Below are 25,561 nucleotides of genomic sequence, written 5' to 3'. Positions count from 1 at the left end.
AGGCAGATGCTATTTAAAATGATGCGTTTTGAGCTACGGTATTTTGTCCGTCAGCCTTCCTTTTATGTGACTTCTCTGATTCTATTTTTACTCACCTTTTTTGCGTCAGTTTCGGACTCAGTACAGATTGGTGGTGGCAGTAACGTCAATGTAAACTCGCCCTATGCCATCTTGCAAACCGTTGCCATCATGACCATTTTTTCCATCTTTTTGGTGGTTAACTTTGTTGGTAGTGCGGTAATAAGAGACGATCAAAGTAAGTTCAGTGAGCTTATTTTGAGTAAGCCTTTGCACTTAGCTCAGTACCGATTGGGTCGTTTTCTCGGCGCTTATCTTGTTACTTTACTAGTATTTTCAATGTGTTTAGTGGGGATCTGGGTAGGCTCAGGCATTGGTGGTTTAGTCGGTTGGCTAGATACCGAACTGATTGGGCCTAATAAACTCAACTATTACCTAACGCCACTATTTGTCATCGCGGCCCCTTCACTGTTCTTTATGGCGAGCCTATTTGCGCTGGTGGCGCAAAAATTTAGAACCATGATAGCAATGTACTTAGTTGCTGTGGGTTTGTTTGTGACTTATCTTGTGGCAAATAGTATTTTTTCAGACATTGAATACCGTACTATTGCTGCGTATTTAGACATGTTTGGCCTATCAGCTATTTCGGCGCAATCAGAATATTGGACCATTGCAGATCGCAATACGTCAGTCATTAGCCTAGTTGATGAACTGCTCTATAACCGCTTCATTTGGATGTCAGTTGCACTGCTCAGTTTAGGTGCTTTAGCCTTAAATACTTCTCATTATTTACCGCAAAAACAAAAAACTAAGAGTAAAGCCAAAGAAGATGGTAACCAAGCGTCGGCATTGCTGAATCGTTTTGATTTTAAAGCGAGCGTAGGTAGTAGTTGGGTGCACTTTTGCACCAGAACCACTTTTGAAGTAAAGCAAGTGCTTAAAAGCTACCCATTCTTAGTGTTATTAATTTTGGCGGTGGCAACCTTAATACCTGCATTGGTTGGCTCATTTAATTGGTATGGCACAGAAGTATGGCCAGTGACCTTTAGAATGGTGGAGCTTATCCATGGGAGCTTCTGGCAATTATTGGTCATTGTATTGGTGTATTACAGCGCTGAGCTGGTATGGCATGACCGTGATTCGCGAATGGGAGACATTGTTGACTCTTATCCTGTTGCAAACTGGGTATTTTGGGGCTCTAAATACATAGCCTTAGTTGCGGTGATGACGCTGCTATGTGTATTTGGTAGCTTGATCACCATTAGCTATCAACTATTGTCGGGTGTGACACAGATAGATCTTGCCCAGTATATTGTGCGCTTGGGATATTTATATGTGTTAGGTTTTGCCTTCCAAACCACCTTAGCATTTTTGATACAGGTGATGAGTCCAAGCAAGTATATGGGTATGGGAATATATGTCGTTTATTTCATTATTTCGATAGTCCTGACCAACTTTGGTTTTGAGCACAATATGTACCACTTAGGCGAAACTTCCCCAGTGCCGTACTCAGATATTAATGGTTATGGTCATTTTCTCAGTGCAGCACATTGGTACAATTTGTACTGGTTTGGTTTTAGCATGATATTAGCGACACTAAGCTATGCACTTTGGCCTCGTGGTGCAGGACAAACGCTGAAAGCACGCATTTCACTGATGGGCTATCAGTTAGGTAACGCTGGTAAAGCATTATTGGCTTGTGGTGCTTTAATATTCGTGGGCAGTGGCAGCTACATCTACTACAACACGCAAATGGTCAATGAGTTTATCACGCAGGATGAAGCTGAAGATATCGCAGAGCTATATGAGCAACAATTTGCCCAGTATCGTGATGACCCTGTACCTGTCACGTTAGACGTACAGCTCAATGCTGAGATATTTCCAAAGACACGTCGTATTGAAGCGCAGGTAAAGCTGTTGGTTGAAAACCGCTCAGATAAAGAGATTGCTCGCTTCTTGGTCAATAAACCTGATCATACATTAGAGTGGCAAGTTGAAATGGCTGGCGCTACGCTTGCTGAAGAGGATAAAACCTTTAAGCATGCTTGGCTTGAGCTTTCACAACCAATGACACCGGGTGAGCAGCGTGTAATTACGATGTCAGTCGTACGCCAAACGCTTGGCTTTGTAGATAGAGGCTATGATGAAACTTTGGTGAACAATGGTACCTTCATTGATAACGCGACCTTGTTCCCGACATTTGGTTATAACATCTATAAGCAAATTCAAGACAAAAGTGAGCGTCGTCAGCGCAGCCTTGAACCACTAAAACGTGGCAATAAGATTGAAGAAACACACTATCATCATGAGCCATTGTTTGCTGAAAATTTCGTCACATTCGCCGCAACGGTGACGACGGATGAATCGCAAGTTGCGATGGTGCCGGGTTATTTGCAATCAAAATTCAGCAAAGACGGCCGCACGACCTATGTCTATGAAATGGATGCTCCAATGCTGCACTTCTATAACATCTTGTCGATGGATCTTGAGGTGAAACGAGAAGAGTACAAAGGCATTGCGCTCGAGGTTTACTACCATAAAGATCATGCTTGGAACGTCGACACTATGTTGCAGTCGACTAAAGACTCAATTGATTATTTCACTCGAGAGTTTGGGCCTTACCAACATAAGCAAATGCGTATTATTGAGTTTCCTCGTTACCGAGACTTTGCGCAAAGTTTTGCCAATACAGTGCCTTACTCGGAGAATATTGGATTTTTAACGGACACCCGTAACCCTGACAATATCAATGTACCTTACTATGTGACGTCACATGAGCTGGCACACCAGTGGTGGGCGCATCAGGTAATTGGTGCTAATGTGGAGGGATCAAATATCCTGTCGGAAATGTTGTCGCAATATTCTGCCATTATGGTGATGAAAGAAAAGTACGGCGAGCATAATCTTCGTAAATTCTTGAAGTATGAACTAGACACCTATTTAAGTGGACGAGGTTCTGATCCGTATGAAGAGCGGGCGCTATCCAGAACCGTCGGTCAGCAGTACATTCACTACAATAAAGGTTCTGTTGTGATGTTAGCGCTGCACGATTTACTTGGAGAAACGCGACTCAATAGCGCATTAAGAAGCTTTTTAAATGACTATCGTTTTAGAACAGATATCTACCCAACGACACTCGACTTTTTGACTTACTTAAAAGCGGGGGCTTCAGAGCAAGAACAAGTATTTATCGAAGATCAGTTCAATGCGATTACGTTGTATGAGCTTAAGCTTGCGGGTGTTGAAGTGCAAGAAGCGACGCAAGCGGGAGAGCTACATACGGTGACCTTAACGGTTGAGGCGGCGAAAAAGCATGCAGATGGTGAAGGTAACGAAGAAGAAATCCCGCTTAATCAAGAGATTGATATAGCCTTATTCTCTGCCGATCCTAACAACATTCAAAGTGACGAAACGCTGTTATATCTACAAAAGCACGTCATCACATCGGGTGAAAATAAGATTGAGTTGAAAGTAACAGAGTTACCGAAATTTGCGGGAGTTGATCCGTTTGTAAAACTGATTGATAAGAAAACCGCCGATAACATCAAGTCACTCTAATGGATATATAGGTAGGAGAGGGCTTTTCGAAAGCCCTCATTCGTTTTTAAAGGAAAGTTATGCCAGATTTATTGCAAGTAACAGGGGTGTCGAAGCAATATGTTTCGGTAAAAGCAGTAGACAATCTAAGTTTTAGCGTTAAACAAGGTGAGATCTTTGCATTACTGGGCCCCAATGGTGCGGGTAAATCATCCCTTGTGAGAATGTTGGTTGGATTTACCTATCCAGATAGCGGCACAATCGCTGTGAATATTGATGGGCAAGCACATCAATCAATCCCTCATCAAAGTTTAGGTTATCTCCCAGAAGATAGAGGGCTTTACGCTGAAAAAACCGTGCAGCAGAATTTGCTCTATTTTGCCAAGCTACGCGGTGTTGAGAAAAACGCAGCGCTAGCACAGATTGAGTCTTGGCTAACACAGTTTGACTTAAGTGATAGAGCGCATGAGCGGTTGAAATCGTTGTCAAAAGGCAATCAGCAAAAAGTACAGTTAATATCGGCAGTATTGCACAAACCCAAGGTTGTATTGCTTGATGAGCCTTTCTCTGGTCTTGACCCCATCAACCAAGAAAAGGTGGTGGTGTTTTTAGAAGCGTTAAAAGCACAAGGCATGACGGTTATTTTAAGCGCACATCAGATGGCGATGGTGGAAAAGCTTGCCGATCGAATGCTGTTAATGAATCACGGGCAAGCCGTGCTTTATGGCACGTTAGCCGAAATAAAACAGGACGTTGGTGTTGGCATCGACATCACAGTGAGCTTCAGTGAGGCAACGAACTACACAGAGCTCAATTTAGGTAACTACAAGGTTGCGTGTACTCAATTAAGTCAGAATAGAATTAAGTTTGAGTTGAGTGACTCCTCAGAGCTTAATTTGCTGCTCGCCGATTTGTCTAAATCAACGACTTTGCAAGGAATAGAAACCAAAACGATGGACTTGCATCAACTCTATCTTAAAGCAATCGAGTCTCATCAAGGCAAAGTGCAATCTCAGGAGAATGCCCATGTCTCATAAACTGCAACAGATACTGCAAGTGACCAAATGGGAGTTTATGTACTTTTTTAAACTCAAGCAGGAGTTGATCGGTAAAGCAATTATGCTGGCGATAGGTTTGCTTATCTATTTTTGGCAAAGCACTTCGTTTTTTGAACCTGAGCAATATGTTATCGCAACACCATCCGCCATGAACTTAACTCAGCTACCTGAGCCTTTGCTTCTAAAGCGAGTTGATGCTTCAAAAGCTGAACTTCTGACTCAGTTAGAACAAGAGGAAATTGACGGTATTTTGATACTTCAAGCCCAAACGGGTGAGGCGTTACAGTTTGAACTGATTACCACAGGTAAAATGTCTTGGCAGAATGAAGTTGAGGTAGCGCTTAAGCAGTTTTACAGCAACGAACTCGCACAGAGTTTTAATTTATCTGCCGCTCAGCTCGCCTTGTTACAGCAACCTGTGAGCGTTACCAATCAATATACCAAGGATGCGGTTAAGGAGGCACACAACCAGTCTTCGATGACAGCATTTGGCGTGATGCTATTGATGCTCATCGGTATTTTTACGTCATTTGGACAGATCTTCGTGTCTATCACCGGAGAAAAGCAGCAGCGTGTTACCGAGCAATTATATTCTTGTATGAATGCGCAAACTTGGATTGACGGCAAAATATTTGGTCAAATGCTCCATTGTCTAAAGGCGATGTTAAGTACGTTATTTTCATTTTTGTTGGCGATGGCTTTCATACAAGTCGTTGTAAAAAACGAAGCCTTGGACTTTACGATGATAGACTTTGCAATGTTGCCTTGGTTTACCCTGTTTGCGATAGTAGGCCTTTATATGGCAACAGCCTTTATGGCAGCAATAGCCGCAGCTATTGACGATCCTAACCATAGTGGCAAGACAGGATTTATGATGATCCCTATATTGCCAATTGTTATCGCGTTTATGATTGTTGATAGTCCAAGCAGCCTTGCTGTGGATATTTTGAGTCTTTTTCCGCTTACCGCATTTGTGGTGATGCCAGTAAAAATGGCGTTAATTGAAGTACCCATTTGGCAAGTGTTATGTGCGTTGGTCAGCGCATTACTTGGTTGCTACCTTATCCGTGTTGCTGCGGGGCGATTGTTTAAAGCGGGCATGGTGATGTATGGCAAGGAACCCTCAATTAAGGATATGGTGCGCTGGGTCTGTAAACCGGAATAATACCGTTTATATGATAACTTGCTATCTCAACGCTTTGGTTATGGTACGCTCCATAACTAAAGCTTGTGGCCGTACAGAGAGGGTGAAATGTATCAACACATTGATAATGAAAACAATAAAATAAGTCTACCAGCGGGGAAAATCGTTTGTGTTGGTAGAAACTACGTAGCGCACGCCAAAGAGCTAGATAACCCTATTCCAAGCAGTCCACTGTTGTTTATCAAACCAGCAACGAGCTTAGTACCATTTAATAATGAAATGAAGTTGGACGCCGCACTTGGCGAACATCATTATGAGGCCGAGCTTGCACTATTGGTAGGCACCAAAATTGATGCAAAAACCCCAGCGCCTTTCAAGCATATCGCCGGAATTGGGCTGGCACTCGATTTGACATTACGAGACTTACAAAGTGAGCTAAAAGCGCAAGGGCACCCATGGGAGCGGGCAAAGGCCTATGATAATAGTTGCCCAGCGACGCCTTTTGTACCATGTGATGAAAACACCTTTGCTGAGTGTATTGAATATCGTTTTTGGCAAAATGGAGAGCTTAAACAACATGGCGACTCTAGCTTAATGATTTTTCCAATCGCTGAGTTGCTAAAGGACATTGCTCGTTACTTTACGCTTCAGCCAGGAGATATTGTCTTAACAGGAACGCCAAAAGGGGTAGGGAGCCTAGCGCATGGCGATGAACTTACGCTGCAGCTGAAAAGCCATACTCCTTGGCATGGCAAAGTTGCTATAGATTAGCTTCTCGCTTTTATGTACATCGCTGCGTAGTCTGTTACGACTGCGCAGCAACGAGCTCAGCTTCCGGTTGATTGATTGTGCTCGAACAACACAGCATGATAGCAACGAGTGAAATTACGCCTAATATTATCCAGCTGATAGTCAGGCTGACGTAGCCCAACAGTAAAGCGGTTAATGCAGAGCCGAGCAAGCCACCAAAGCGAGTGGTCAGTGACATTATTGACTCCACACTAGCTCGCACGCTATCGCTACTCAGTTGATGTTGTAGTTGCAGTTGTGCCGGTTGTGCTAGTCCCATACAAAGATAAAAGCACAGCAGAGCTACAATCAGTAATGGTAGTGACGTAACCCAAGCAAGTAACAGCACAAAGGCAAATTTGGCGAAATGAGCGAACGCCATGACATACCCTAAGCGTTGACCAAATAAAGAGCAGATCGGAGCACTGATAGCTGCAGCGACGCCATTTAATACAAAACCAGCCGCCATCATTGCTGGGAATATCCACGCAATAGAGTCAACTGGTGCACTACTGTAGCGTTCTGTTAGGGCTGGCCAAAACTTCTCTATGCTACTGGCAACAGGAATTGCAAAAACAATCACCAACAGCAGCCTTTGCATACCACTTTGCTTACAAGTTGCCAGCATGGCCTTAGCTTGGCTAATCAGTCCTTTCTCAAGCACCTCTTGCTGAGGTCTCGTTGACTCTTTCACCACGACAAAAGTACATGCAAATACCACACACAATACCGCTATCGAAACCAAGATTAAGGCTTGATACAAGTGGTTGAGCTGTTGTGTTGGGCTAGTCGCAAACGCCAAAAAGAGGGCGGCAAATAAAGCGGCACTGGCGCCGATAAGATAGCCAATACCATACACTTTACCGAACCCCTTATTCAGTGGCTCATCTCCTTCAAGCTTTTGATAAGTTTCAACAAACCATGCGTTGAGCGTGCCAGTTAACGACGCCTGACTTAATCCCCAGCATGCCATGGCTAAGCAGACGTGCCAAAAGTCTTCACTCAACAATAAAAGTAAGTTGCATACAGCGGCAAACACTAAAGAAACTAAAAATACTTTGCGGCGACCAATGGCATCTGCCGCAATACCACTTGGTACTTCACACACCACGATAGTGATAGCCATGACCACCATAGCTAAGGCCACATCTTGCAATGCTAGACCTAAGTTCAGCATGTAAGGCGTAAAAATAGGGAGCACCAGCATACTGGCAAACATAGTTAACCCAAGGTGGATGCCGTATCGTGTAGCAAATTGTGAACGAGTCATGCGCGTTGCTCCACAGTGGTTGCGGCGCTATTCGTTTGTTGCATTAACGCATTAATGTGTGACGCGATGATGGATAAGTCTTTAGCGTCGGTCATGATTTCATCGTGTGCACTTTCAAGCGCAATATAGTCTGCATTGGCAAGTAAATTTTCAAAACCATTTCTGTCACCTGCAAATGTCCGCTTATACAGTGCAGGTATGTCTTCCACTTGATGGATCAACCTCAGTGCCGGAAGTGGAATGGCCTCATCACTGACATGATCGGCGATAAAGAAGCTCACAGGGAAGGTAAACGCCGTCGCGCTTTGAAAGTATTGAGTAAAGTCTAAAAATGCTCGGGCGATAGGTTTAGCGTCATCGTCTTGCGAACGGATATACTCTTCTTCGGCGGCCTGACGTGCTGCTGAAGTAAGTCTTGGTAAGACGGGGTCAATCAAAAAGCAGTGGACAATTTCTCTACCCATTTCGGCCAAGTAACGCGCCACTTCCAGTGACAATGCCGCACCTTCACAAAAGCCGCCCAAGTAAAGTGGGCCAGTTGGCGATATCTCTGTAATACGCTGAGCATAATAGCGCACCATAGTATGCAAGCTGATGTGTTTGCCTGTGAACAGTTTGATATTTTCTAATGCGTGAATGCGCAGGTCGGGCGCGAGTTTTTCACACAAAGGTGCAAAGCTATCAGCGGTTGCTGCTGCGGGCATGAGGTGAAGCAGAAACTCACTCTGCGGTGCATTAAAAAAACGTGAAGGAGCGAAATGCTCATGGGCAAGCGCAGCGTCAATTGCTTGAGCTTCACTCATGGTGGCAAAATCAAGTCGGGTCTGATTATCAATAAATCTTGCCAGTTGCTGCACTGATAGGTGTTCAAGGATAAGTTGTGGAGTTAGCTGCCAATTACGCTTGCTTGCGGCACCACAAAAGCTTAATAAACTAATGGAGTCGGCACCTTGCTCAGTCACTGCCGTCACACAACAAAGTGGACTCTGACCTAAAACATCCTGCCAAATGGCTTGCACTTCCTTTTCTGTGTTGGTTTGTGGCACGACGAGTTGATGCTGCTTTAGCTCAGGTTCTGGCAACTTAGTTTTGTCGAGTTTGCCGTTGAGCGTTAACGGTAACGCCGAAAGGACAGTGAAGCTATGTGGCATCATATAACTAGGAAGTAACTTGGTAAGTTGAGTTTTACAGTGGCTGAGTGCCGCAGCTTGATCGGCTGCGGGTTTGATGACCAAATAAGTATGCAGCAAGGTCTGAGCCTGCTGCTTTTTAGCAATAACCGCACAACTATCTATATCCGCCAGCTGATTAAGATGATGCTCAATCTCTGCCAATTCAATTCTAAAGCCCCGCACTTTGACTTGTTGATCGCCACGGTTGATATAACACAGTTGCTGTTGTGCATTCCAATACACTAAGTCGCCCGTGCGATAGTACTTTTGCATTGAGCCAAACAGATTTAGGGATACAAACTTTTCGCTGTTGAGTGTTGGGTGATTGAGGTAACGTGCAGCCACGCCATGTCCACAAACCACTAACTCGCCGGGACAGCCAAGTGGCAGTAATTCATTATTGCGACCGACTACAGCCACTGCTCGCCCTGGGATTGGCTTGCCGATTGCTATCTCAGACTGCTGTTTAGACATCGTTTGCACTGTGGTAAACGTGGTGCACTCAGTCGGACCATAACCATTGATAAAGTGTTTTGGACAAGATGTGGACGCCAGCAATTTATTTACCATCGACTCTGTTAATGCTTCACCACCTACGAGTAAATGAGTCAGAGAAGCGAAAATATGCTCGTCTTGCAGCAACAAAGTGTCGAACAGTGAACGGGTTAGAAACATCGAAGTGATATTCAGCGTCTGCAATGTTGCACTGAGCTGCGCTGCAGAATTAAGGCTGTCCTGATAGCCTAAGTGCACCTCGGCACCGTTGAGTAATGCACTCCATATCTCAAATAGAGTGGCATCAAAAGCTGGGTTTGCGAGTTGAATAAAGCTATCTTGGGGCTGATGCTGGTAACTATGATTATTGAGTGCCAAAGAGCTAATTGCGGCGTGAGAGAGCAATGTGCCTTTAGGGTTTCCTGTCGTACCTGAGGTATAGATAATCGTCGCGACTTCACTAGGTGCGATGCACATAGGCTCAAAATCGGCCGTGATATCAGTATCTTCCAGACTCGTATCACAGAAAACTTCAACGATATTGTTGTGGTTGAGTGTTGCCAATGTTTGGCTATGTTCACGCAAGGTGACAATTACATCGGCATTACTATCACTCAGTTGATATTGATGACGCACTACTGGGTCTTTGAGCGATAGTGTTGTGTATGCCGCGCCGATTTTTAGTACCGCCAACATGGCAATCACAAACTCAATGTCGTTTTGCATGTAGAGTGCGACGACTTTGGGTTCAGGGCAGGCTGCCAAGATTGCATTGGCAAGTTGCTTGGCTTGATGATCAAGCACTTGATAGCTCATGGTTTGATGGCGATTACTGATAGCGGCTTTATCTGGATAGCGCGCTGCTATTTCAGCAAACTGGTCGGTGATACTTGCCACGCTCGGATAGGCGTGTTGCATTCCACTTAATTGATATTGTTTTTGCTGCGCCGTGTTACTCAATAAAGGTAGGCTATAGAGAGGCTGTTGGGCGTTTTCAGCTGTTAGATATGCCTGTAAAACCGTTTGATATAACTCGAGGATCTGCTGCGCGTATGAACTGGAAAAAAGTGCCGTGGCATAAGTTAACCCTAACTCAGTGGTTTTCCCTGCACTCAAGTGTAATGTTAAATCAAACTTCGCTTGGCATTGCTGGGTTAGATCAAGGTCAACGCTTTGCCATAAGGTATGATGTTGCTCAGGGGCAAACTGACTACTGCTAAACAACGTTTGAAATATCGGGTGCATGCTAGTGTCGAGCGGCACGTCTAAGCTATTCTTAATGGCCTCAAACGGTAAGGCCTGATGTCGCTTGGCTTGATTAACGACTTGATTAACTTGAGTGAACCAGCGCTCAAGTAACATCGTCATGTCGATATCCGCTTTAATCGGCAATGAGTTAACAAAATATCCAAGTATGTTTTGCTGCAGTGCCGTTGGACGGTTCTCGCTTGGAATACCAACAACAAATTGACGTTGATGACTGAGTAGCGCAAGGGTGTGATACCAAGCCGCAAGCCCAAGTGTATTAATACTAATGCGGTGCGTTTTCGCTGTTTGTTGTAACTTTAGGGTCGTACTTTCATCTAGCACAATGCTCTGTATCGCGCCGCGATGATCAAAGGTGGCTGGGCGCGACTGAGTTTGCGCAAGTTTTAATGGTTCGTAATCAGCCAATTGAGTTTGCCAATAACGTTGACTTGTTGCTTGTCGTTCACGTTGGCCGGGTGTTGCCATATAATAAGCATAATCACTAAATTGTAGACTCAGAGGTCGATTTTCTCCCTCATAGAGTGATGTCAATTCTTGTAAAAACAGTCCCAAAGACCATCCGTCAAAGGCGATATGATGCCAGACAAAAAACACATGTTGCTGCTCCTTTGAGGTGATGACATAGGCACGAAATGGTCGAGAATGCTGTAAGCTAAACGGCTCGTTAAAGAAATGCTCGCACTGCTCATGCAAGTTTAGATTACCAAGCTCATGATGCGTCACGATAAACGCCTCATTGGCAGGCTGCTGTATCGTCTTTCCTTGGTGATCATAGGCCACAACCATATCTAGCGCACTGTGACGGATCACCAGTTGTTCTATTGCTGCTGTGAGTTTTTCAATATCGCAGTGCTTGGCGATTTTGAGTAGGCATGGAATATGATAAGTACTTGCCGCGTTGCTCACTTCTTGCGTAAACAGTAGTTGTTGCTGCCCAAGCGTAAGCGGAGCACATCGCGTTTCCAATGGCAAGATAGACAGCTCATCAAAACGAGCTTTGCTATCAATGCCTTGCCTTGTGAGGTAGCGTAACAACTGTGGCTTATTCTGTTTTAGCTGCTCAACGATGGCTTGGCCTTGTAAATTCACGTTGCTAGCAATTTTTAATTTATCCTCTTGCTGCCAAACGCTTATCCCACTTTGTTTTAATTCATAAATAAATGATTCGATCATGCGTTATAACTCCATTTCAAATTCGCAGTCTTCGCTGCTGGCGAGCGTGTTTAGCTGTTGTTCTACTTGCGTGGCAAATGCGTCAAGTTGTGGGTAAGTCAGTAAGGTCGCGACGGCAATTTCGTTGCCGAGTGCTTGACTACACAGAGCGGTAACTTGTGCTGCCTGTATCGATGAGCCACCTAAAGCAAAAAAGTCGTGTTGTAGGCCAATCTCGGAGACTTCAAGCACTTGCTGCCAAGCATTGGCGAGTTGTTGTTGTAGTTCCGTTTCTGGCGCGATATAGGTAATACTATCTTGCAGCGTTGGAATGATGAGCTGAGCGGTATCAAGTTTGCCATTTACTGTCATTGGAAGTGCGTCAATCTGTGATATCGCAGCAAGCTGCATATAGCTTGGGAGCTGTTGATTCAACCATAGGCGAAGGTCGTTCACATCACACTCAGTGTTAGCGTTAAGTACGACATAACCCAACAGCACTTTGCCTGTTTCACTTAAATGTAAGTGTGCAACGGCGTGGTCAACATCTGGATGCGCTTTGAGTTTATACTCAATTTCGCCTGGCTCAACACGGTGACCATGTAAATCCCACTGTTTGTCAGCTCTGGCAACAAACTCGAATTCACCTTGCTGATTTTTACGCACTAAGTCTCCGCTGCGGTAGAGCTTTTCGTCAGAAAAGTGGTTGTTTTCACAGCGAAGGTGATAGTCAATATAGTGTTTTGCCGTTTGCTTTGGTGACTGCCAATAGCCCAAACCGACGCAATCACCGGCGATGTATAGCTCACCCAACGCACCGTCCGGTAAAATCCGCATAAAAGGGTCCAACACATAGCATCGAGTGTTACGAATAGGCTTACCAATAGTGATAGGTGTATTGGGGTACACTTCACTAAGTGTTGCGGTAACACTTGTTTCACTTAATCCATATTCATTGAAATGATACTCTGCCAACTTGTGGCTGACTGGGTCTAAACGAGAACCACCGGCATACAATACGGTTAAGTTAATATCCGCTATCCACTTTGGAAACTGATTGATAAATACCGTAGGAATAAACGCGACGTTGACCTGTTTAGCTTTGAGATAGCGGCACAGCTGTTGTGGATCTTTGCGTATTGGCTCTGGAATGATTTCCAGTTTAGCGCCAGCAGCTAGGGCTGGGAATATCTCGCAAATACAGGCATCAAAAACATATTCAGCATATTGGCTAGTGACTACCTGAGTATTTCCCTCTAATTTATGGGTGTTGCGCTTCTCGGTGCAGAGGTTAGCAAGGCCTTGGTAAGACAGCATCGCCCCTTTTGGTTCTCCCGTCGTCCCCGAAGTAAAAATGAGGTAAGCCAGCTTGTCTGTTGCATGAGTGTTGGCTGAGAATGGCCGTAGTTGAGCACTTTGCTGTAGTGTCTGTACATCAAAGGTCAGTGTTGGCAATGCATTCCAGCTGAGTGGTGTGCGGCTAAGGAGCAGTTTTGCCTGCGCTTTTGCCATAATCTCTTGGCGCCGAGCAACGGGATGATTAGCTGAGAGTGAAACAAAGGGCATGCCCGCTTTTAGCGCCGCTAGCATTGCTATGGGAGCTTCTATACCTTTATCAAAATAAAGTGCAACTGGCGAGCCTTCGTCATTGGTTGCAATCAACTGTGCTGCTAAGTGATCAGAAAACAAGTCTAGCTCGCGATAACTCACGGTTTGCTCAGCGAAGCTTAATGCTGTGCGTGCTGGATACGCTGCTACTGTCTTCGAAAATTGCACTAAAAAAGCGTCATTTGGTTGTGATAATCGTGTTTCTGAGATGACTTGCTGTAAATATTCAGTACTAACCAAAGGGCATTGTAGTAAAGGTTCCTCGTTGTACTGACAGAGATTTTCAAGATAACGGCAAAAAAAGTGCACAAATTGTTGGCAGCGGGAAGACTGGTAACGACTGCGAGCAACAATGAGCTGACCAATCAATTGTTCTGGCATATCTTTAATCACCAAATTCCAGTCAAACTTGGCTGGGTGATACTGGTTTTGCTGGGCTGTGTCGCTGGCGACTTCAAAATGTTGATATTGCGCCGTTGGTAGTGAGAACTGATCAAAGGTAAAAAACACTTGGAACAGTGGCGATACACCCACCTCTCGGATCAATCCAAGTTGTGCGGCAATTGACTCTAACGGCAATTGTTGGTGAGATTTCGCCGCAAGTAACAGCGTTTGGCTTTGTCTTAGGTAGTCAGAAAAACTCTTATTTAAGTCGACACGCAGCGGCATCGGTAAGGTATTAACAAAGTAACCTAGCGTATCTTTAAATGCCGAGTCGCGGTTATCGGTGGGGGAGCCAACGACAATACTTTCACGACTATCCCATGCACATAATGCGAGCTGAAAAGCGCACAGTAGTAAGTTGTACATAGATACCTGATGTGATTTTGCCAGCGTCCTTAACTCACATGTTAGTGTTGCCGAGAGGGTAAAGGGGAATGCTTCACCTTGGTGATCAAACAACGCCTGTCTTGGCTCATCGGTTGGCCATGGGGTGACATCAATATCAATCAAGTGTTGCTGCCAAAATGCGGCGGCTTCGTCGTATTGTTGTGTTGATTGCCAATATGCATAGTCGCGAAATTGCAGTGAGGTTGGGGCAAGCGTGTGTCCTGATAGCAGCGTGTTCAGTTCATCCAACAATACTTGTGTCGACCAGCCGTCGAAGGCTATGTGATGAAATACCAGTAACACCCCAAATTCATCATCTTGGTGATACAGTCCGATCCGTAGCGGCGCATCATTCTCAAGGTCAAATGTCTGAGCGATAAATTCACTATGCGGCGTGTTTATTAGGGGTTTGCATGTTGGCACGCCTTGCTCATCTTTATATGCCCAGCGACCTTGTTGCTGTTGAGTATAGCGGGTGCGCAAAATAGCATGACGCTTAACCAGCTGATAGATTGCGTGTTGTAACGCTTGCTGTTGTAGCCCACTTTGGCATTTTAGCTGTAAGGGGATATGAAAAGCGCCAGATTGTGTCGCTAATTGCTCGCTGGTGAGCATCGCTTGCTGCTGCGCGGGCACGATGATTTCATCAAGTAATTGTGATGTTGATGCGACCGCTAAAGGCTCGCTGGCGTTGCTAGTTTGTTGTAATACCAGTTGCGCTATCGTTTTGCTTTGCAAAAATTGACTCAAACTGATGTTAACGTTACAGCTAGAGTGCATTTTAGCCACTAATGTCATTGCACTGAGAGAATGGCCCCCTAAGGCAAAAAAGTCATCATCAATACCTACTAGCTCAACATCAAGTTGCGTCTGCCATAGAGCACAAAGCTGCTGCTCTAATGGGGTGCGTGGTGCTCGGTATGGTGTCTGTGATACCAGAGCGACGCTTGGTAAACTGCGGCTGTCCACTTTACCAGAGGCGAGCACAGGCAATTGTTCGAGCCAACATGTGGCACTTGGCAGCATATAATCTGGCAATTGTGGTTGTAGCCACTTCACAATCTCGGTGTGAGAGAGGGTTTGGTCGCCAGTGAAATAAGCAATGAGATGGTTGTTTTGCTGTACTTTGACGCAAGCTTGGTTGATTTGCGAATGCAGGTTAAGTAGGTGCTCTATTTCTTGTAGCTCGATGCGATAGCCACGAATTTTTACCTGCTCATCGGCACGTCCTAAAAATTGGATCTCGCCGTTTGCCAGATACCGCGCTTGATCGCCCGTGCGATACATACGTGTTCCGTGCCAGTTAATAAAGCGCGACGCCGTCTGCTCTGCAAGGTTAACATAGCCTCGAGCGACACTCGCGCCACCAATAAGGATCTCTCCTTGACAAAAGGGTGGCAGCGCTTTGAGGTTGGCATCAACAATCTGAATATCAACATGAGGCAGTGGTACACCAATATTATTGAAATAGCGTGATTGTAGCGGCTGGTGGTTTGCTGTTGCGGTTACCGTGGTTTCGGTCGGACCATATTCAATATGAAGAAGAGGCGTCCATGCCTCCATGAGATTACGGTCACAAGGCTCGCCACCGGTGATCACACGCTGTAGTGCATGATGCTGGGGCGGCGTACCGATGGCACTTAAAAATGCAGGAACTGTGACTAAGTGACTGATCCTTTGGCTAACGATAGTTTCGCTTATCATAGCTGGCGAGTTTGCACTTGCCTCATTCATGATCACCCAGCAAGCACCGTTGAGCAGCGTTAAAAAGAGTGGCTCTACGGACGCGTCGAAAAAGTACGGAGCCAGACTCAGTGTTTTTTCGCTGGAGTTAAAGTCGTAAGCCGCAGTTGCGCTTTGAACCAAAGCCTGAACTTGCCGCTGCTCTACCATGACGCCTTTTGGTTTACCGGTGCTTCCAGAAGTATAAATAATATATGCAAGTGATGAATGACACGTTGAGTTCGCTTGATCTATATCGAAAACAGGAGCTGGTTGTTGCGCTAACTCGTCAATGTTTTGCACCTCTGTGATTGCGCTAAAACACATGGCTGTATTCAAGGTTGCTTGATGACAAAGTAGCAGGTTGGCACCACTGTCTTGCAACATAAACTCACTACGTGTTTGGCCTTGCTCTGGATTGAGGGGTAAATATCCAGCACCGGCTCCAAGCGTTGCTAATATGGCGACTATCATCTCTGGACTGCGCTCAAATATCAGCGCGATAACAGGGTTTTGCTCGTGGGTTAACTGTGCTTGGAGTTGCACAGTCAGGTGCTGAACACGCGCAGCGAGTGTTTGGTAAGTAATAACCTCATCGTTGATTTGTAACGCTGGTGCATCTGGAGCTGCTGAGGCGCAGGCTAAAAATTGTTGATATAGCGATAGGGTTGAAGTTTGCTTAACTGTGGTTGCTGATGGCTTTGTGCTTGGGTGAGAAGTTGATAATTGCTCAAGAGCGACGTCGCTGTGCTCTAACTGCTGTACCAATAATTGCTGATAGGTGTGGGCAAATTGCTGTGCAAATGCATCATCAAACTTATTGGGATCAAGACTTATCTGTCCTTGCAGATTTGTATTGCTATCATCAAATGCCAGACGGAAATCACATTTAATCGGGTTATATAAAGACTCGTTAGTAAAAGCATCAACCGCTGAAAATGGTAACGCAAACTCGTCCATAAGCTCGCTGGCAAATCTCTGTACACTAAACATCAGGCTTGGCTGAGGTGAGTGTTTGCCCTCACTCAAACAGGCAACTTGTTGATCATAAGGGTAACTTTGGTATTGTTTTGCGGCGCGAACAGTCTCATGAACTTGCTTCACGAGGCTAGCAAAGCTTTGGCGATAATCGATCTTCACTCTAAGCACTAAGGTATTGACAAAAAAGCCAATCATTTCTTGCGTTTGCGGGTGATCTCGATTATCCGATGGCGCACCAATCACGATGTCTGTTTCACCGCTATGAAGTGCCAAAATATAACAGTAATGGGCAAGCAACACGCTGTACACTGTGGTATTTAATGACTTTGCTAGGGCACGCAATGCCTGACTTTGCTGTGGTGAAAGTGCAAAATAGTGCGTGAGCGATTCGGTTTCGTGTGTTTGTGTAGCGAACAGCGGTGCAATTTGTGTGGCATGAGCGCCTGCAAGTTGCGTGTGCCAATAACTGTGTGCAGCGCTTTGTTCTTGCCTTTGTTGCCACTTGGCAAAGTCAAAATAGCTTAATGGCTTAATGCTTTCTCCTCGTAGCAAGCTAACTAAGTCGCGCAACATGACTCGCATTGACCAAGCATCAAAGACGATATGATGCCAAAGGAAAAGCATAAAACGCCTTTGCTCAAGCTCAATAATACAGACTCTAAAGGGAGCTTGAGTATGGAGGTCAAACGGCGTGTGGATGTGCTCTTTTACCAGTGTTTGTACATGAGCCAAAGTGGTTGCACGGTGATACTCGACCGCTAGAGGTTGTAAGGTTGCTCGGCAGTTAAAATGCTCAGCATCGGTTTCAATTACACTCGTTAGGATCGGGTGATGGACAAGCAGCTGTGCTAGTGCCGAGATTATGTCTTGTTGCTGCGCTGGATCATTCAGCTCAACCAGCATTGGAATATGATAAGCACAGGACTTTGGTGCACGTTTGTCTACATACAGCAACCTTGCCTGGGCATTGGAAAGCGGCACTGGTTTTAATAATGGCCAACTTAAAAAGGCGGCTTCGGAGCAGATCTGGTGGGCGCTTAGTAGCGCCAATAGTTCAGCTTTATGCGCTTTGAGTGCTGTGAGCAAAGTTGGCGCTACGTTACCCTCATATCCCAGTGCCAAGGTATTTTGCTCAGACACCCACACGCGCAACTGCTGCGCGTGAAGGTCGTTCAGTAAAGATGTTAACTCCATGACTATAGCTCCATCACCTGTGAAGAGGTGGTGGCAGGTGCCTCCTGAGATTGGGTGATATCACTCAACTCTATGGTGTTTAGGTGTTGAGCCAGAGCCGCGACTGATGGATTGGCAATAATCGCTGATAACGGGATCGCAATCTGATGCCATTTATGGGCATTGCGTACGAGCTGCACCGCTAAGATGGAGTTACCACCTAGGCGATAGAAGTTATCATGGATACCGACTTGTTCCAGTTCTAATGTGGTTTGCCAAATTTGGCAAAGCGTCTGTTCAAGCGCAGTGCGCGGAGCTGCGTATTGGTTTGATGATAACACCTGCGGCAGTGGTAGTGCTTTGCTATCTAGCTTACCGTTAACGGTTAGTGGCATCGCCGTGAGTTGGGTGATGCTATCCGGTATCATATATGCTGGCAGCTGCGTTCGTAGATAATTAAGTAACAGCTCGGCGTCAAAATAAGCATGGCTTTCCATCACAGCATAGCCACTTAGCGCCGTTTGATTTTGGCGTGTATAGGTGATCACTGCTGCCTCTTTAACACCGCTACAGCTGAGCAATTGGGATTCGACTTCACCAAGCTCGATACGATGCCCCCTGATCTTCACTTGGTTATCCAAACGACCTAGATATTCTAAATGACCGTTTGGCAATAGTCTGGCGTTATCACCGGTTTTGTAAACGCGGGTGAGTTTGCCATTTAGCGTTAGCTCGAAAAAGCGAGTAGCGCTCAGTTCTGGCTGATTCAAATAACCAATCGCCAAACCTGCACCAGAGATAAACAGCTCTCCAGGACAGCCCACAGGTACTGGACGTAACTGACTATCCAGCACCCAAGCCTGCATATCATTGAGCGGCACACCAATGTCAGCAATCTGGGTATTCATGTTAGGGTGCAAAGGTTGGTACGTGACATGTACTGTGGTTTCAGTAATACCGTACATATTGACCAATTGAATACGTTTACCAAAACGTTGCCACCAAGGAGCTAGTTTATCGTAGTTGAGCTGCTCACCACCAAAGATCACAGTGCGAAGGCTATCAAGTGACGCGCCCGCAGAAATGGCAATATCACTAAAATTATAGAATGCACTTGGAGTTTGGTTAAGGACGGTGACAGCAAATTGCTCACACTGCTTTACAAAACCAAAACTGTCTCTTGCTTGTTCGTAGCTTGGAATAAACAACCGACCGCCATGACACAGTGCTCCCCATATTTCCCAAACACTAAAGTCAAAAATCGTATCGTGATAAAGCACCCAAGTATCTTCGCTATTAAAGTGGTAAAGCGGTTGACTGGCAGATAGCAAACGCGCAACATTTTTATGGCTTTGAATAACGCCTTTAGGTTGGCCCGTCGTACCTGAGGTGTAAATTATGTAGGCTGCAGAATCAGGCGACGGTCGGCAAAGTGCAATATCGCAAGGCGCGAATGTATTATCCAAGTTTAACAGTGGCCAATTTGATTGCTCATTTTCGCTCAAGCTTTGCTGACTTATGGTGTTAGTTAATACTAACTTGAGCTGAGCATCGTCAATAATAAAAGCATTGCGGGCAGCTGGCGCTCTTGGCGATAGCGGCACATAAGCGGCGCCAGCTTTCATGATGGCGAGCATTGCAACCACTGTGTCAATGCCGGGCTGCAGGTATAGGCCGATATACTCAAGCGTGCCATACTGCTTAAGAATATGTGCAGCCAGACTGTCTGATCGAGTACTTAGCTCCTGGTAGCTTAACTCCATTTGACTGGTGATAAGTGCAGTTTGCTGGTTGCGAGACTGCGCGTGATGCGTAAATAGTGACAGCAAGTCTTGGCTTTGGTGCTGTGCCGCTTGAACATCGCGCTCAGCAAGGTTTTGTAAACTTAACTGCTCAAGTGGTAATTGCCCATCTACACTGATAAGTTGAGCGAGAATATGACTGAAGTTGTCACTCAAGGCATCGATAAACCAAGGATCGTAGCGATTCAAGTCAAACTCCCATAACATAGTGACCGAATCATCCTGATCTTGCCCCATACGGGTAAGCACCACGATATTAATCTCAAACTTAGCCGCTTGACTGCTGATCGCCTCGAAATACTCAATATCATCTAACCCTGGAAGCGTGAGCTCTGGGAGTGGTGAATCATGGAAGCTAAAACAGATCTGGAATAACGGGTTAACACCTTTGATACGCTCAGGGTTTACGTCCGCGACGACTTCAGTAAATGGTAGGGTTTGATTGGCCAGCATGTCGTTACTGACTTCAAAACAATGCTGTACCAGTTGTTCAACAGACATTTCTGGTGTTTGCTGTACTCGCGCCACTACGGTGCTGACGAGCATACCAATGGTATCATCCACATTGGTGTAGCCTCGGTTTGCAACGCCAGAACCAATACAAATATCCTGATCGCCACTAAAGCGCGAAAGGACAATATTTAATGCCGCAAGGGCAACGGCGAATGGCGTGATCTGATGCGTTTGGCTGTAGGCTTTTAAATTGTTCCATAGTGAACGAGGCAGTTTAACTCGGTGTGCGCGACCACGTTCGGTTGCGGTTTCGCCGAGACGAGAAACAGGCAAGTTAATACGGCTCGGTGCGTCTTGAAGTTGTGCCTTCCAAAATTGACGTTGCAACTCGGCTTGCTCTGTTCCCAACCATTGATGCTGATAGGCTGCGTAATCGGCGTATTGTGTGATCTCAGGCAAAGTACCATGGCTTGCTCCATTCAAGCGCTGTTTATAACAACTAAATAGGTGATCAAGGAAGATGTTAGAAGACCAACCATCATGTACTAAGTGATGTTCAATATGAATAAGTACATGTTTAGATTCGCTAATTTTTACAATTGCCCAGCGTGCCAGCGGTAATTGGTCAATCGCAAAAATATCATTCATATGACCATTAACGAGTTTATCGACCTCAGCTAATGCTTGTGCTTCTTGATACTCACTAAAGTCAAAGTAAGGCACATCTTGCTGGTAGTGCTTTGCAATATACTGCAGCGGCTCATGTAAGTCGTAGCTAGTACGGAAAATCGCATGGTTATCAACGATATCTTGTAATGCACCTTGTAGTGCAGGTACATTTAAATCGCCACTGAAGGTGATTGTACACTTTGCATGATAGGCTTTATCGCTTGGATCGGCTTTGGCTAAAAACCAAATCGCGCGTTGTTGCAGTGATAGCGGGGCGACTTCCTCAAAATCAGCACCGCGCTTTGGAATCGCAATGGTTTCAAAGTGTTGAGTTTGCATTGCCTGCCATACTTGTCCAGCACTACGATAGCGATAGATTAGGTGTGTTGGCACGCTTAAGCCGAGCTGCTGAAATAACTGGTTGCTAAGGTTGATTGCAGAAATGGAGTCACCACCTTGTTGGAAAAAATCTTGTTGCCAGCCAAGGCCTGGCAAACAGAAACCTTGAAACTGTGTTAAAAAATCTTGTTGTTCTTGGCTCAGCTGATCTTGCGGTTGGTCTTGTTGGCTACTTAATTCGTAATTAGCGAGCGCGCGGCTATCTACCTTCCCGTTTTCGGTCATGGGTAATGCGTCTAAACATTGATAGTGATCTGGCAGCATGTAGTCTGGCAGTAACTTTTCTGCTAACTGGCTGATGTGTTGTCCAAGGTCTGCTGTGGGTTTACTGTGGGGAACGATAAATGCCACCAAGAACTTAGCATTACCTCGTTGTACTACTTGGCAGCTTGCAAGTTTTACCGCCTCATGTTGGGCAACAACTTTTTCTATTTCACCTAACTCAATACGAAATCCGCGTAGCTTAATTTGGCTGTCATTACGACCAACAAAATGATAATTATCACCGTCAAAATTAACTAAGTCGCCAGTTTTATAAAGTCTAGCGAAGTGCGCAGGGTCTACTTCTGCTTGATAATAGGGGTTTGCGATAAATCGAGACTTTGTGAGTTCAGGACGGTTTAAGTATCCTTTTGCCAAACCTGCACCACTAATATAAAGCTCACCGATAGCACCATTGGCTACTTGTTGCAATTGCTCATCTAGCACATAAAGTCTGGTATTCACAAAGGGTTGACCAATATTAAATTCGGAGTCGGCATTGGTATATTCATTGGCGCAGGTGCACACGGTATATTCGGTAGGACCATAACCGTTAAACACTCGCGTGACTTCTGAAAGTCGAGATAGCATTTCTAGATTTGGGGTTTCTCCTGCAACGATTAATTTGCGCATCGAGCGCAAATCTCGGGGATCCATCAAAGCCAGCAATGCAGGAGGGATAGCGCCAAATTGAATCGCATTTTTTGAGATCAATTGGCTCAGCGCTTTGGCATCTCGTCGCTCGGTTTCTGTCGTTACAAATACAGTTTGACCCAACATGATATGCACGAGCAGCTCAAACACGCTAGCATCGAAAATATAAGAAGCAAACATCATAACGCGGTCTAATCGGTCTAGCTCAAAACGGTTAATTTGTGATTCGGCTAAATAAAGTAAGTTTTGGTAAGGTACTTCTACGCCTTTTGGCGTGCCAGTGGTGCCCGAGGTGTAGATCACATAAGCAATATCACTCATTTTATAATCAGGAGTAACAAAGGCTTGCGTTGCAGGAGAGTCGATCAGCACTTGAGGTGTGTGGCCAAATTGTGGCAGTGCTTGATAATGTCCATGGGTGACGATAAGCGCTGGTTGGCTATCTTCAAGAATAAACTCGCAGCGAGCTTTGGGTGCCTCCGTGGAAATAGGGATATAACCCAGTCCTGATTTTATTGCCGCTAAGATCCCCACGACCATATCAATGCCACGCTCGAGATATAGTGCCACATAAGGCGATTGAGATTGGCTCAGACTCACCTGTTGCTGAATATTCGTGGCGACCCGTGTTACCTGCTCTTCAAGTGCTTGATAGGTGACTTGCGTACCGTTAAATACCAGTGCGATTTTATTGGCGTATTGGTTGAGTGCGCGCGTTAATAAGATCTGCGGTTGAGTGCTGTAATCAATAGGAGACTGGGCAGTCATTGAAGTAATCCTTTAAATATAAAAATGCTCTTTGTGTACGATATGTAAAGAATGTGTTTGAAATGTGTATTTTGTGATTTCGAGTTGAATTGCCGTCTTCTCAGCTTTTGCATATGACAAAAAGTCGCTACCATGGGGTATCAAACCAACCAAGGAATCATCATGAAAATCAAACCTCTGGGCACGCCCTTTTCGGTAACTGCTTGCAAAGTATTACTCTGCGGTGGTGGCGAATTAGGAAAAGAAGTCGTTATCGAATTTAAGCGCTTAGGTGCAGAAGTGATTGTCTTAGATCGCTACGACAATGCGCCAGCGATGCAAGTGGCAGATCGCAGCTATACCTTGTCTATGTTGGATGGTGAAAAGCTCAAAGCGATTATTGAACAAGAGCAACCTGATTATATCGTGCCGGAAATCGAAGCCATTGCGACGGATAAGCTGGTGGAATTAGAGGCTGAAGGTTACACGGTTGTGCCAACCGCCAAAGCGACTCAACTGACCATGAACCGAGAAGGGATCCGCCGTCTTGCCGCTGAAACGCTTGGGCTTGCTACTTCCCCCTATCAATTTGTTGACACCCTGGCAGACTTTAATGCAGCTGTCGCGCATATCGGCATACCTTGTGTGGTTAAGCCTATCATGAGCTCGTCAGGTAAAGGGCAAAGTGTGATTAAAAGTGTCGCGGATATCGAAGCGGCTTGGCACTACGCTCAAGAGGGGGGGCGTGCAGGTCAGGGCAGAGTGATTGTGGAAGGTTTTGTTGATTTTGATTACGAAATTACGCTTTTGACGGTACGCCACATTGATGGCACGAGTTTTTGTGAGCCAATTGGACATGTGCAACAAGATGGTGATTATCAGCAAAGTTGGCAGCCGCAGCAGATGTCAGTACTCGCGCTAGAGCGCAGTAAAGCGATGGCTGAAAAAGTCACGGCAGCACTGGGCGGTCGGGGTCTGTTTGGCGTTGAGCTCTTTATTAAGGATGATGAAGTTTACTTCAGCGAAGTCTCACCAAGGCCACATGATACCGGCATGGTCACGCTTATCTCGCAAGACTTAAGTGAGTTTGCGCTGCATGCTCGGGCAATTTTAGGTTTGCCTATCCCCACCATTCACTTTAATGGGCCATCGGCATCTAGCGTGATCCTTGTCGAAGGGGAATCAACACAGCTACAGTTCAACAATCTTGCACAAGCGCTTGCAGAGCCACTAACGGATATTCGTTTGTTTGGTAAACCCGAGGTGAGTGGCAAGCGTAGAATGGGTGTGGCGTTAGCGCGCTCAGATTCGGCTGAAAGTGCTGTCGAAAAAGCCAAGCAAGTGGCTGCAACAGTAGGAATTACGTTATGAACTCAAACACCCGCGTACTTGACCCATTAGTATTGGGGTTTTGGCGGCTATTAGATTGGCAAATTACGCCGCAAGAAAATTTACGCTTTTTAAAGCAAGCGATTGAGCTTGGAATACGCGATACTGATCATGCTGATATTTACGGTGAGTATCAGTGTGAGGCGGAGTTTGGCAAAGCCTTAGCGCTTGAGCCTAGCATTCGAGAGCACATTCGGATCATCACTAAATGTGGCATTAAGCCCGCATTTCCAAGCTTGGGACTAGCGGGAAAGGCGAACCACTATGATTCGAGTAAGGCGCATATCATTGCCCAAGCGCAGCAGTCACTAAAGCATTTCGGCACGGATAGGTTAGATGTGTTGTTGATCCATCGCCCGGATTATCTGATGGATGCTGATGAAGTTGCCGATGCGTTTAATACCCTCAAACAAAACGGCGATGTGCTGCATTTTGGGGTCTCGAACTTTACATCGAGCCAGCTTGCCTTATTGCAATCGAGACTCGATTTCGCTTTAGTGACTAACCAAATTGAGTTTTCACCTTATGAGATGAAAGCGCTTGACGATGGCACGCTTGATCAGTGCCAACAACTAGGCATGAATCCTATGCTGTGGTCGCCGCTGGCAGGGGGGAGAATATTCTCCAGCGAAGATGAAAAAGCCGAACGACTGCGTGCGGTGCTACAGCAAGTGGGTGAAGAGATTGGTAGCACTGAAATTGATCAAGTGATCTACGCATGGCTTGCCATGCATCCATCGAAACCTGCCACTGTGCTTGGAACGGGAAATATCACTCGAGTTGCCAGCGCGTTTGCTTCACAGTCACTTAGCATGAGTCGCGAGCAGTGGTATCGCATTTGGACGGCGTCCACCGGGCATAGCGTACCATAACCGATTAGTTTGCCCTGAAGTTATTTGGGGCAAACCACGGCAATAAATTTGAGCCAGTTATAATATCAGTTGCATTCAAACCCCAGGTATCGTAGT

At 45.6% G+C, this 25,561-nt stretch carries 10 protein-coding genes; 6 read left to right on the top strand and 4 right to left on the bottom strand.

The window, feature by feature from the left end; all coding sequences use genetic code 11:
- The first annotated feature begins 6 nt into the window (after nt 1-6).
- From MHN32_RS14765 to MHN32_RS14750, 4 genes are all read left to right on the top strand, one after another.
- Nucleotides 7-3,576, top strand: coding sequence for a M1 family aminopeptidase (locus tag MHN32_RS14765; protein WP_239422217.1), 3,570 nt, complete (start codon nt 7-9; stop codon nt 3,574-3,576).
- A gap of 59 nt (nt 3,577-3,635) precedes the next feature.
- Nucleotides 3,636-4,592, top strand: a complete 957-nt coding sequence (locus MHN32_RS14760) for an ATP-binding cassette domain-containing protein (RefSeq protein ID WP_239422216.1) — start codon at nt 3,636-3,638, stop codon at nt 4,590-4,592.
- Nucleotides 4,582-5,778: an ABC transporter permease gene (locus tag MHN32_RS14755; RefSeq protein WP_239422215.1), complete on the top strand. Its 1,197-nt coding sequence runs from the start codon at nt 4,582-4,584 to the stop codon at nt 5,776-5,778. The genes MHN32_RS14760 and MHN32_RS14755 overlap by 11 nt, the downstream gene beginning before the upstream one ends.
- Before the next feature lie 87 nt (nt 5,779-5,865).
- The gene (locus MHN32_RS14750) at nt 5,866-6,528 is read left to right on the top strand and encodes a fumarylacetoacetate hydrolase family protein (RefSeq protein ID WP_239422214.1); all 663 of its coding nucleotides are present in this window, start codon (nt 5,866-5,868) and stop codon (nt 6,526-6,528) included.
- Nucleotides 6,529-6,562: 34 nt separating this feature from the next.
- Here the strand turns inward: MHN32_RS14750 and MHN32_RS14745 are convergent, their stop codons facing one another.
- Genes MHN32_RS14745 through MHN32_RS14730 form a run of 4 tightly spaced genes read right to left on the bottom strand, consistent with a single transcriptional unit; the run spans nt 6,563 to nt 23,225 of the window.
- Nucleotides 6,563-7,816 (bottom strand): MFS transporter, encoded by a 1,254-nt coding sequence (locus tag MHN32_RS14745; RefSeq protein ID WP_239422213.1) that lies wholly within the window; start codon nt 7,814-7,816, stop codon nt 6,563-6,565.
- On the bottom strand, nt 7,813-11,925 hold the full coding sequence (locus MHN32_RS14740) for an amino acid adenylation domain-containing protein (protein WP_239422212.1): 4,113 nt from the start codon (nt 11,923-11,925) through the stop codon (nt 7,813-7,815). Before MHN32_RS14740 ends, MHN32_RS14745 begins: the two co-directional genes overlap by 4 nt.
- 3 nt (nt 11,926-11,928) lie before the next feature.
- The gene (locus MHN32_RS14735; RefSeq protein ID WP_239422211.1) at nt 11,929-18,240 is read right to left on the bottom strand and encodes a non-ribosomal peptide synthetase; all 6,312 of its coding nucleotides are present in this window, start codon (nt 18,238-18,240) and stop codon (nt 11,929-11,931) included.
- Between the two features lie 2 nt (nt 18,241-18,242).
- Complete coding sequence (locus MHN32_RS14730; RefSeq protein WP_239422210.1) at nt 18,243-23,225, bottom strand: non-ribosomal peptide synthetase; 4,983 nt, start codon at nt 23,223-23,225, stop codon at nt 18,243-18,245.
- Nucleotides 23,226-23,387: 162 nt separating this feature from the next.
- On the opposite strand from MHN32_RS14730, the gene purT reads away from it, so the two are divergent.
- Together purT and MHN32_RS14720 are read left to right on the top strand one after the other, a co-directional pair.
- Entirely contained in the window at nt 23,388-24,575 is a 1,188-nt protein-coding gene (purT, locus tag MHN32_RS14725) for a formate-dependent phosphoribosylglycinamide formyltransferase (RefSeq protein WP_227386777.1), read from the top strand.
- The gene (locus MHN32_RS14720) at nt 24,572-25,465 is read left to right on the top strand and encodes an aldo/keto reductase (RefSeq protein ID WP_239422209.1); all 894 of its coding nucleotides are present in this window, start codon (nt 24,572-24,574) and stop codon (nt 25,463-25,465) included. Before purT ends, MHN32_RS14720 begins: the two co-directional genes overlap by 4 nt.
- The last annotated feature ends 96 nt before the right edge of the window (nt 25,466-25,561 follow it).

Origin of the sequence: Pseudoalteromonas sp. Of11M-6, assembly GCF_022347905.1 — a bacterium.
Lineage (GTDB): Bacteria > Pseudomonadota > Gammaproteobacteria > Enterobacterales > Alteromonadaceae > Pseudoalteromonas.
Note: the sequence above shows the minus strand (reverse complement) of the source record. Positions and strands in the feature narration are given on the sequence as shown.